The sequence below is a fragment of the Methyloglobulus sp. genome (genome assembly GCF_046714055.1).
Lineage (GTDB): Bacteria > Pseudomonadota > Gammaproteobacteria > Methylococcales > Methylomonadaceae > Methyloglobulus.
The window spans coordinates 1-10473 of sequence record NZ_JBKKBJ010000265.1 but is presented as its reverse complement, the minus strand read 5'-3'; the positions used below and the strand labels follow the sequence as shown (position 1 = coordinate 10473).

The 10473-nt window shown below is 48.6% G+C and carries 7 protein-coding genes and 2 pseudogenes; 7 read left to right on the top strand and 2 right to left on the bottom strand.

The features are described 5' to 3' along the window. Positions 1-248: pseudogene (locus ACLQ6D_RS15830) on the top strand (hypothetical protein); the annotation flags it as partial. Positions 249-282: 34 nt separating this feature from the next. Here ACLQ6D_RS15830 and ACLQ6D_RS15825 read toward each other — a convergent pair. Next, positions 283-1077 carry an inositol monophosphatase family protein gene (locus ACLQ6D_RS15825; protein ID WP_411728276.1) on the bottom strand — a complete coding sequence of 265 codons (795 nt, stop codon included), beginning with the start codon at positions 1075-1077 and terminating at the stop codon, positions 283-285. An 88-nt stretch (positions 1078-1165) separates the two neighbouring features. Here ACLQ6D_RS15825 and ACLQ6D_RS15820 point away from each other — a divergent pair, with 88 nt between their 5' ends. The 6 genes from ACLQ6D_RS15820 to ACLQ6D_RS15795 all read left to right on the top strand — a co-directional run bounded on the left by ACLQ6D_RS15820 (position 1166) and on the right by ACLQ6D_RS15795 (position 6859). Then, the gene (locus ACLQ6D_RS15820; protein ID WP_411728275.1) at positions 1166-1906 is read left to right on the top strand and encodes an RNA methyltransferase; all 741 of its coding nucleotides are present in this window, start codon (positions 1166-1168) and stop codon (positions 1904-1906) included. Continuing rightward, positions 1906-2745 carry a serine O-acetyltransferase gene (cysE, locus tag ACLQ6D_RS15815; RefSeq protein WP_411728274.1) on the top strand — a complete coding sequence of 280 codons (840 nt, stop codon included), beginning with the start codon at positions 1906-1908 and terminating at the stop codon, positions 2743-2745. The genes ACLQ6D_RS15820 and cysE overlap by 1 nt, the downstream gene beginning before the upstream one ends. Positions 2746-2847: 102 nt before the next feature. Further along, positions 2848-4593, top strand: a complete 1746-nt coding sequence (locus tag ACLQ6D_RS15810) for an SWIM zinc finger family protein (RefSeq protein ID WP_411728273.1) — start codon at positions 2848-2850, stop codon at positions 4591-4593. A gap of 334 nt (positions 4594-4927) precedes the next feature. Continuing rightward, positions 4928-5434, top strand: a complete 507-nt coding sequence (locus tag ACLQ6D_RS15805) for an Rrf2 family transcriptional regulator (protein WP_411728272.1) — start codon at positions 4928-4930, stop codon at positions 5432-5434. Then, complete coding sequence (locus tag ACLQ6D_RS15800) at positions 5415-6524, top strand: cysteine desulfurase family protein (protein ID WP_411728271.1); 1110 nt, start codon at positions 5415-5417, stop codon at positions 6522-6524. The genes ACLQ6D_RS15805 and ACLQ6D_RS15800 overlap by 20 nt, the downstream gene beginning before the upstream one ends. 8 nt (positions 6525-6532) lie before the next feature. Beyond that, complete coding sequence (locus tag ACLQ6D_RS15795; RefSeq protein WP_411728270.1) at positions 6533-6859, top strand: HesB/IscA family protein; 327 nt, start codon at positions 6533-6535, stop codon at positions 6857-6859. 272 nt (positions 6860-7131) lie between these two features. On the opposite strand, the pseudogene ACLQ6D_RS15790 reads toward ACLQ6D_RS15795, so the two are convergent. Beyond that, positions 7132-10207: pseudogene (locus tag ACLQ6D_RS15790) on the bottom strand (efflux RND transporter permease subunit). Positions 10208-10473 lie beyond the last annotated feature (266 nt).

Here is a 10473-nt window from a genome sequence, read left to right as displayed (position 1 = left end):
CCAGTGGTGTTTTATGGGGGGGGTGCCAAACCAAACCGCCCCCCTTTTCCAACCCCCCCTATAAAAACGACGGAGCGCAGGAGAAAAGCGGCATCCGGGTGTCTTTTCTTTTGAATACTTTTCTTTGGACAAGCAAAGAAAAGTATTTCGCCTGCCAGTGCGGGAACTGGCATTTAAACAATCGTCGCATTAGCGACACGTTAAAATACCCCCTCACCCTAGCCCTCTCCCACAAGGGGAGAGGGTAATTCCAGTAATCAATGTCGAAACAACATTCCAAAATCATTTCAAATTTCCCGTCACATGCGGCTCAATCAATTTATACAACATCTGGTGCATTTTAGGGCTACCCGCAATAACATTGCCTGAAGCCAGATAATTGTCGTTAAAAGAAAAGTCAGTGACTACGCCACCCGCTTCTTGTATCAATAAAATCCCCGCCGCCATATCCCATTCCATGATGCCTATTTCCCAGAAGCCGTCCAGACGGCCTGCTGCGACGTAAGCCAAATCCAGCGCCGCCGCTCCTGCGCGACGGATACCTGCGGCTTCCATCGATATGGCGAGGAACATGCCGGTGTAAGCGTCCAAATGGAGATCGGTCTTGAACGGAAAACCCGTGCCGATCAAAGCGCCTTTCATAGTGGTTTGGTTGGTAACCCGCAAGCGGCGGCTATTTAACATCGCACCACCGCCGCGTCTGGCAGTAAACAACTCGTCACGTAAGGGATCATAAATAACGGCAACTTCCAGCCTATTTTTGTGCTTCAATGCAATGGAAACCGCATATTGCGGAAACCCATGCAGGAAATTGGTGGTGCCGTCCAAAGGGTCGATCACCCAGACAAAATCGTTGCCTTGGTGCTGGCCGCTTTCTTCGGCAAGAATGGCGTGGTCGGGGTAAGCCGTCCTGATGATATTGATGATTTCCCGTTCTGCCGCTCGGTCAACTTCACTGGCAAAGTCGTTCTTGCCTTTCTGGTCGATACGAAGCTGGCCGACATCGTCGGAGGAACGGAGGATAAGGTCGCCAGCGCTGCGGGCAGCTCGAATGGCGATATTGAGCATGGGTTGCATAGGTTGATTGTATAATAAGCATTTAGAAAACACGGTTAGGATAACAAATCTTTTGATAAACTTGGCTCTTTTTTAAGCAGGGGCGGCGTTGCACTCACATATTAAGATTGTCCTGGTCGAAACATCCCACCCCGGCAATATCGGGGCGGTTGCAAGGGCGATGAAGAATATGAAGATGGATAATCTGTGCCTGGTCAACCCTAAGATTTTTCCTAGCGCCGATTCCACCGCCAGGGCTTCAGGGGCTGATGATATTTTGGCGGATGCCAAGGTTTACCGGACTTTGCCGGAAGCCATTGCCGATTGCCAGTTGGTTTTGGGTGCCAGCGCCCGCTGTAGGACAATTAGCTGGCCGGAGTTAACGCCGCGTGAATGTGCGGAGAAAATTATCATTCATGAACCCGGCAATAAGGTGGCTATCCTGTTTGGGCGGGAAAATTCCGGATTAAAAAACCATGAATTGGATTTATGCCATTTTTTGTTGAGGATTCCCTGTAACAGCGAATATAGTTCCTTGAACATCGCTGCGGCCGTGCAGGTCGTTTGTTATGAATTGTTTGTTGCCGCCGGGGCACAGGAAAACAGCCGTGTAGGTGATAAAGGTGACATCCCGTTTGCCACGGCCGAACAAATGGAATCGTTTTATGGTCATTTACACCAAGCTTTGGTCGATATTGGTTTTATGCACCCCGATAAGTCAAAATCTATCATGCGGCGTTTGCGCCGGATTTATAACCGGATACAACTGGATACCAAGGAACTGGATATACTCAGGGGTATTTTAAGGATGTCCCAAGGTAACAAGTCGTGTAACAAGAGGAGCCAATAATGTTAGATAGGATAAAAGAAGATATCGATTGTGTTTTTGGGCGCGACCCAGCAGCCCAATCGGTGTTGGAGGTGGTGACGGCCTACCCCGGCTTTCATGCAGTGCTGATTCATCGCGTCAGCCATGCGTTTTGGAATGCAGGATTCAAGTTGCTGGCGCGAATTATTTCCCATATCAGCCGTTGGTTGACGGGTATTGAGATTCATCCCGGCGCACAAATCGGCAGGCGATTTTTTATCGACCACGGTATGGGCGTGGTGATCGGCGAAACCGCCGTGATCGGGGATGATTGCACCTTGTATCATGGCGTAACGCTGGGCGGTACAACGTGGAGCAAAGGCAAACGTCATCCCACCTTACACAATGGCGTAGTGATCGGTGCGGGTGCCAAAGTTTTGGGGCCGATTGAAATAGGGGCTGGTGCGCGCGTGGGATCGAACTCGGTTATTCTTAAATCCATACCGGCGGGTGCAACGGTAGTCGGTATCCCAGGTCATGTGATTGATATGCACTCCAGGTCAGACAAGCCGCAATATGGCTGGCTGGATGGCAATCCAGAGTTGTCAAATGAACCCGAAGCGCACATTAAAAAAACGGATCGAGACAAAATCACCACCAAAATGGGTTTCGATGCTTATGGGACAACTGCCGATATGCCAGATCCGGTCGCCTATGCCATCAACCACATGCTCGATCATATCCATTCGCTTGATGAACAGATAGAAGCCATGCAAAAAGCCATCAACGAAGCCGGGATTAAATGCGCGAAAACCCCCATGTGCCCGTTGGAAGATTGTCAGATTGCGGATGGGTCGGCGAAACGTGAAAACGTAGGGTAGGTGGGGTTTTCCGAGGAAATGCATCCACAAACTTCGCTTTTCAATGCCTTGACTCTATATTTCGAGAAAAATACAATTGAAATAACAAGTTGAGAATTTACCATGCTTGAAAAACTCATGACCCGCAGCACGCTTAAAAATCTGGCCGGTGCGGCGGCTTTCCAATGCGGCGAGGAATATTTTGCTTCTGGGTTTGTGGAGCGGCTGCACACTGCCGGGCAAAAAGTCAGCGCCAGGGTTATAGGTACAGAGACTTATCGGGTCGAGTTGTGGGATAAAGATGACAAGCTCGGCTACGACTGCACTTGCCCACGTGCTGCCGACGGCTATTTTTGCAAGCATTGTGTGGCGGTGGGGCTTGCCTGGTTGGCTGAATTGCAAGTTGAAGGCGTGGCAGGTCAATCAAAAGCCAAGAAAAAACGCCGCGACCCTTGGCAGGACATCCGTGATTATTTAGCGCTACAAAAGCCAGAGGTGTTAATTGCCCTGGTGCTTGACGTGGCGCAACGCGATGACCGCTTATATCAATCGTTGTCATTAAAAGCAGAACGAACCGGGGCAGGCAGCAATGTACAGCAAATCTTCCGTAAAGCCATCAATAAGGCGACACGCGTCCACGGCTTTGTTGACTGGCGCGAAGCGGGCGATTTTGCGGGTGATCTCGAGCAGCTTGTGGAGTCGCTGGAGGAGTTGTTAACTCCTGATAGCGCCGGGATACTGGTTGAGTTGCTTGAATACGCTATCGAACGTGTGGAAGATGCCATGCAAAATATCGACGATTCCAACGGGGGGGGTGGCAGTATTGAGGATGCCCTTTGCGATTTGCACATCAAGGCATGTGAACTGGCACAGCCGGAACCGGGAGCCTTGGCGGAGCGGCTGTTCCGCATGGAAATGACGTTGCCCATCGGTATTTGCAGTTTCAGTGCTACGACATACAGTCATGTTTTGGGTGAACAGGGCCTACGGCGCTATCGTGAATTAGCTTCAGAAGAATGGCAAAAGATTAAGCTTAAGCAACCCGGTGACAGTTATGATTATCATCGTTCGCGTGTCACGCACATTATGGAATCGTTAGCCGAAGCCAGCGGCGATGTGGAGGGATTAGTCGCTATCAAAGCACAGGATTTATCCTTTGCCTATCATTATCTTACTATTGCTGAGATATGGACTAAAGCAGGTCAGGACGATAAGGCGTTAGAGTGGGCGGAACGAGGCTTACGGGCTTTTCCTAAAGGGACTGACAATCGGCTGCGGGATTTTATCGTGGCGGCTTACTTGCAACGCCAACGCAATGATGAGGCTTTGCAGTTGACTTGGGTGCAGTTTGAGGAACAGGCAACGCTGGAGCATTACCAAAAACTGCATAAGGTCGCTAAACCGTTAGGGGTCTGGCCTGAACAGCGTGAACGGGCGCTGGCCTGGGTTGCCGAAGTGATTGCGCGAAATGCAGCGGCGACAGACCGCTGGAATCCTAAGCCATCTATTCCTAATTACACGTTGCGCGTCGCAATCGCTTTATGGGAGAACGATCTCGATGCCGCCTGGACTGCAGTTAATGCTGGTGTGTGTAATCGGGATCAGTTGATAACACTGGCTGGCAAGCTCGAATCCAAACGCGGAAATGATGCCATTGCCCTTTACCGACGCATTATTCCGGCCATTATTGAACAAACCAATAACACCGCTTATGCCGATGCGGTGAAACTGATCCGCAGAATTGGTGTGATAATGAATGCCCAGCAACTTAATCGTGAGTTTGGTTATTACTTGGCCGAATTGCGCGTACGCTTCAAACCCAAGCGGAATTTCATTAAACTTCTGGATGGAGTGGGCGTTCATACGTAGGGCAGGAAAGTAATCGTAAACACTCAAGACTTTTTACTGATTAGCAAGATGCTTCAGCCAACCAAGATGTAGGGGCAGGTCTTGTGCCTGCCCTCAGGGCAACCACAAGGGATTGCCCCTACGACCATTGGCCTCAAAGCCGGTATGACGATGCTGGCTGAAACATCTTGCTAATCAGGAGACTTTTTGTGAAAGCAACTAGAAGGCAATCGCTGCTGGTTTCTCTGCGGATTGTAAACAGATTGCCCAACCGATTTGGCAAAAGCATAAGGGTTGACTATTACAAAGGCTTAAGTATAGTGGTGCGATTGTTGAGTCACTGTTGGGGATATTTGTGCGTTTGACCACAAAAGGCCGATATGCAGTAACAGCCATGCTTGACCTGGCATTCCATGGCCGGGATAAGACGGTTACCTTGAAAGATATTGCAGCGCGGCAAACACTTTCGCTGTCATACCTGGAGCAACTTTTTGCATGCTTACGTCGGGTGGGTATGGTGCAAGGGGTGCGGGGGCCAGGTGGCGGTTATCGACTATGTCGCGATGCCAGTGAAATTAATGTCGCTGATATTATTGCCGCCGTTGATGAACAAATTGATGCTACGCGTTGTGGCGGCAAATCTAACTGTCAAGGCGATCAGACCTGCCTGACGCATGATTTATGGACGGGCTTAAGTACACAGATCAAGGCGTATTTAAAAGACATCAGCCTCGCCGAATTGCTGGAAAAACAACATGTACAGGAAGTAGCCAAAAGGCAGCGCCGAGATGTCGAGAAAGTGATACAAATACAACAGCACAAGGTAGGGGCGATACCGGAACATGATTTATTTCGATCATAATGCCACTACCCAAGTCGATGACCGGGTGCTTGAAACCATGATGCCGTTCCTGAAAATGTTTTTTGGTAACCCTTCCAGCTTATACAGGCACGGAAGGCTAGTCAGAAGCGCGATCGACTCCGCCCGGGAACAACTCGCTGCTTTAGTCGGGGTGCAGCCTACGCAGGTTATCTTCACCAGTGGCGGCACGGAGGCCAACAATCTTGCTTTGACGGCAATAAAATCGGAGTCCAAATTAGCAATATCGGCTGTTGAGCATCCTTCCATTACCGAACCTGCTGAACATCTGGCTAGTCTAGGCCACGAGTTGAAGCTGATCGGTGTTGACCGTAATGGCCGTGTCACGCAAGAAGCGATAGCTGAAATTATCCGATACCGACCAGCGCTGGTTTCAATCATGCTGGCAAATAACGAAACGGGTGTAATCCAGGATGTTGCCCATTATGCCCATCAGCTAAGGGATAAGGGCATTATCGTACATACCGATGCCGTGCAGGCTTTGGGTAAAATTCAGGTACACTATAATCATCTGGGTGTACACATGATGTCCTTATCCAGCCACAAAATTTATGGCCCTAAAGGTTGCGGGGCGCTAATTTTTGAAAAAGGAGTTGGCCTAAAACCGATGCTTTTTGGGGGCGGGCAAGAGCAAACGCTCAGGGCCGGGACGGAAAATGTACCTGCCATTGTAGGTTTTGGTAAGGCGGCGGAACTTGCTGGTTCAGAACTTGCCCAACGTGCGGAACATTTGCTAAAGCTGAGAAAGCTTTTGGAAGATCGGTTAACGGTTATTCCTGGAATGAGCATTTTTTCAAAAGAAGCAGAAAGGTCGCCGAATACAGTACAATTTGGAATTGAAGACATGGATGGCGAAATGCTGTTAATGAAGCTCGACCAGAAAGGCATAGCGGTATCCAGCGGTTCGGCATGTGCCAGTGGCGGTGGTAAACCCAGCCAGGTTCTGGCGGCGATGGGCGTAGCGGCAGGACTTGCCAAGAGTGCAATCCGCATCAGTTTGGGAAAAGCCAATACTGAAGCGGAAATTATTGAATTTACTAATCTATTGGAAACCCTGGTAACCCCAGGCTAGAGGCAGTTATGGCAGTATCATTGACAGAAAGCGCGGCTAGACAAATTAAAAAACAGTTGGAAAAACGGGGTAAGGGTGTCGGTTTAAAACTGGGGGTCAGAAAATCCGGTTGCTCCGGCTATGCGTATACACTAGATTATTCCGATGCCGTCGAAGGCGATGACGCAGTTTTTGAGGATTTCGGGGTTAAGGTCATCGTGCAAAAAAATGACTTGCCATTTATTGATGGCATAGAACTCGATTACCGCAGGGAAGGCATCAATGAAGCTTTTCAATTCAATAACCCCAATGTCACGGGTTCTTGCGGTTGCGGAGAGAGCTTTTCAGTCAATTAGGAAATAAAAAAGCTGACTTTGCTAGACTGGCAAAGTCAGCTTACCTCCATTTTATTTGGTTAAAGCGCCTACCGATATTTTAAGTGCATTAAAATTTTAGGCAGATTTACGTTTAACCCCATTAATTAGTATTCGCGCTTACTAAGCTTGGCCCTAACAGCGCAGTCATGTACAATCTTAGATTCATTTTCTTTTCCCTATGCAATAATTAAAAACTAAACAATTGGCAGCTTTAGCTTGGTTGGTTTCGTTGTCTAACACACTTGGTCAATTCACTGTTTCCCATACCGTAGCAGCATGTAAGGTAACAGCAGCAGATTCAATAAAGTGGAAGAAAACAAGCCGCCGATAATGATTGCCGCCATAGGGCCCATGATTTCTGAGCCAGGATTATCACTGTTGAAAGCAATCGGGAACACGGCTAGGGCGGTGACCAGCGCGGTCATTAAAATAGATGGCAACCGTTCTTGGGCGGCTAGCGTAATAGTTTCAAGATTCAAATCTCTTCCTTCGTTATTGATCAGGTATTGGCAGTGCGACAGGAGCATAATGCTGTTACGTACGGTGATGCCAAACAAGGTAACAAAACCGACAACGGATCCGATTGATATTGCCGCGCCCGTTAGAATAACCGCAACAATTCCTCCGATCAGGGCGAAAGGCAAGTTGGCGAGCGTCAGCAAGACATGCCGAAGGTTTCCTATTGCGATATAAATCAAGATCAATACGCCAGCGCCTGCCAACAGGGAATGCAGGATGAGTTTTGTACGGGCTTCTGCTTGCTCAACGGCTGCCCCTGAAAATTCAGGATAGGTATCTGCCGAAAAAGAGATTTCTTTGAAAACCCGTGCTTTAAGCGTATGTATAAAAGCGTCCATGTCGCCGTCAACAATATAAGCGGTGATTGTTTGCTTGCGTTGCGAATTCTGGCGCAGAATGTTGTAATGGCTAGTGTTAGGCCTGATGTCAGCAACCTGCGCTAAGCGGATGACAATTCCGTCCAGCGTTTTGATGGGTAAGTCGCCAATTGCCAGGACATGCGTTTTTTGTTCCGGCAACAGGGTGACGGCAATAGCAACAATTTTATTGCCTTGAAATATTTTACCCACCACAATGGTTTCGTAAGCGCTTTGCAAGCAAATCATGACTTGTTCCGGAGTTACTCCCCATGTGGTGAGTTGATCCAGTTTCAAATGGACTTGAACAAAAGGTGTGCTGGGCGGAGAACGTAGTTGTACATTGCTGGCGCTGGGAAGATCTTGCATAATTTCAGCAATGGTACGCGCCTTGGCATCAAGATCATTCAAATCATTCCCGAGAATATTGACAACAACAGGCGAAGTGTAGCCGGAGATGGTTTCATCAACACGTTCGGTCAAGAAAGTATTGGCTTCAAAACCGATTCCGGGGAAACTGGCCAGAATATCTCGCAGTTTGTCCAGTATCTGCTGTTGTGCTGCGCCTGAATTCGGTGTCAGCCGAATTTCGTATTCGCTGTAATGGCTGCCGTAGGTATCAGCGCCCCGTCCTGCCCGCCCAGCCCACTGTGATACCGATTCGACACCAGGAATCGCCAAGAATTGCCCAGTGAAATGGCTGCCGATGTGTATGGATTTGGCCAGCGAGGTACCGGGAATGCTGGTGGTGTGGACGATATAATGGCCTTCGCGCAGTTCGGGCAAAAATTTGTGGTCTTAAGGTAAAAAAAGCCAAAAAGCCTGCTAAACAGGTGATGATGCTGATCGTCAGTAATAGCTTGAAATGCCGGGATGCAGCCAATAACCATTTTTTGTAAGATTCTTTGATGGCTTTAATAAGGGGTGGATCTTGAGTGCCCAGGTCATAACGGCCCAGCAGCGCATGGCAAAGCGCCGGAGTCAGGGTCAGCGCAACCAGCAAAGACAACAAAATTGCCAGGATATAAGAATAGCCTAGCGGTGCGAAAAGACGGCCCGCCACGCCATCCAGCGTCAATAAAGGCACAAACACCAGCGCGACGATAAAGCTGGCATAGACCACAGAACTTCGTACTTCCAGCGATGCCGTGTTGATTATATCGGCAACAGGTAAAGGTTGGTTTGATAGCCGGTTTTCCCTTAACCTTCGAAAAATGTTTTCGGTATCGATGATCGCATCGTCAACAACCTCACCCAGTGCGATAACCAAGCCACCCAACACCATGATATTGAGATTGACCCCCGCTTCCAGCAACACCATCGCAGCGCCCAAGAGGGAAACAGGGATAGCCAACGCAGAAATAATCGCCGCACGGACATTGAAGAGAAACAAGTACAAAATAACCAACACAAACAAGCCGCCAATCAACAAATGCCTGGATAGATTAGATATTGACCGTTCGATATAGTCGGCTGGGCGAAATAAGTGCGGATAAAAGTTGATGCCTTGCTTGCTAAGGATAGAGGCTAACTCCCTCAAACTCTCGTCAAGCGACCTGGAGACCGACAAGGTATTGGTGGCCCCATACTGGGCAATCACCATGATGACAATGCCGGTTTTGCCCATGATCTGTGCCACGCCAATAGCCGGTTTGGGAGCGTAGGTGATGGTCGCCACTTCACTAAGGGTAATGTTACGGCCTCCATCGCGTTTGACTATGGTGTTGGCAAATTGTTCAGGTGTGGCCAGTTGGCCGGTCACCTGCATGGTGAAGCGCTGGTTTTTGTTTTCGATAAAACCGCTGCCTTGAATGTTTGCAGCTTGGAAAGCCGCCTGGATAATTTCATCCAAAGACAGGTTAAAGCGTTGCAGTTGAACAGGATCGACTTGTATTTGTAGCTGTTTTATTTCACCGCCAAACACATTGACATCGGCCACGCCCCGGACTGCAAGCAGGCGCGGCGCGATGTTCCAATCAACCAGGCTGCGTAAATCCATCAAATCAACACGCTCGGAACTTAAGCCCAAGGTTAATACGGTGGCGGAAGATGAGGACAGCGGCACAACTACAGGTGAAATCCCTTTTGGCAAATGTGCCGATAAATTCGCCAGTCGTTCACCGATAAGCTGGCGATTGCGATAGATATCGCTGCTTTCCGGGAAAATAGCGGTAATAATCGACAGGCCTTGAATCGACTCCGAACGCACTGATTGCAGCCCCATCACCCCGCTGATCGCCAGCTCAACCTGTTGGGTAATCAACAGTTCAACTTGTTCTGAAGAAAGTCCTGGCGATTCCGTTTGAATGATGACTTGTTTGGGTGGGAATTCAGGAAAAATATCCAGCCCCGCTGTTGCAAAGCGGTAACTGCCAACCACCAATATCAGCACGGCAATGGTAATCACAACATTGTAATAGCGTATGGAAAATCGGATAAGGTTGGCTAGCATAAATGATGCGTTTTGTTAGGACTCAGGGATAGATGAGAAATTATTTTATTCAGGCTTACTGCCAGGATAAAAGCATAGAGTGTGCATGTATCTCGTCATGATGGAATTGTGGTCAGTAAATTTAACACTAAGCCAGGATCTGTTCTCAATTAAGTTTAACAAATAGCCTGATGTTATTGTATTATATTTAAATTTCTAACAGGGCTTATGCCCAGGACTATTTTAAGGGATGACCAATGGGAACGCGTCCAAGACCTATTGCCAGG

Bases quoted from the DNA above. Each gene is read 5' to 3' on its own strand.
- ACLQ6D_RS15825 (WP_411728276.1), bottom strand. From the start codon at position 1,077: ATGCAACCCATGCTCAATATCGCCATTCGAGCTGCCCGCAGCGCTGGC.
- cysE (WP_411728274.1), top strand. From the start codon at position 1,906: ATGTTAGATAGGATAAAAGAAGATATCGATTGTGTTTTTGGGCGCGAC.
- ACLQ6D_RS15810 (WP_411728273.1), top strand. From the start codon at position 2,848: ATGCTTGAAAAACTCATGACCCGCAGCACGCTTAAAAATCTGGCCGGT.
- ACLQ6D_RS15800 (WP_411728271.1), top strand. From the start codon at position 5,415: ATGATTTATTTCGATCATAATGCCACTACCCAAGTCGATGACCGGGTG.
- ACLQ6D_RS15795 (WP_411728270.1), top strand. From the start codon at position 6,533: ATGGCAGTATCATTGACAGAAAGCGCGGCTAGACAAATTAAAAAACAG.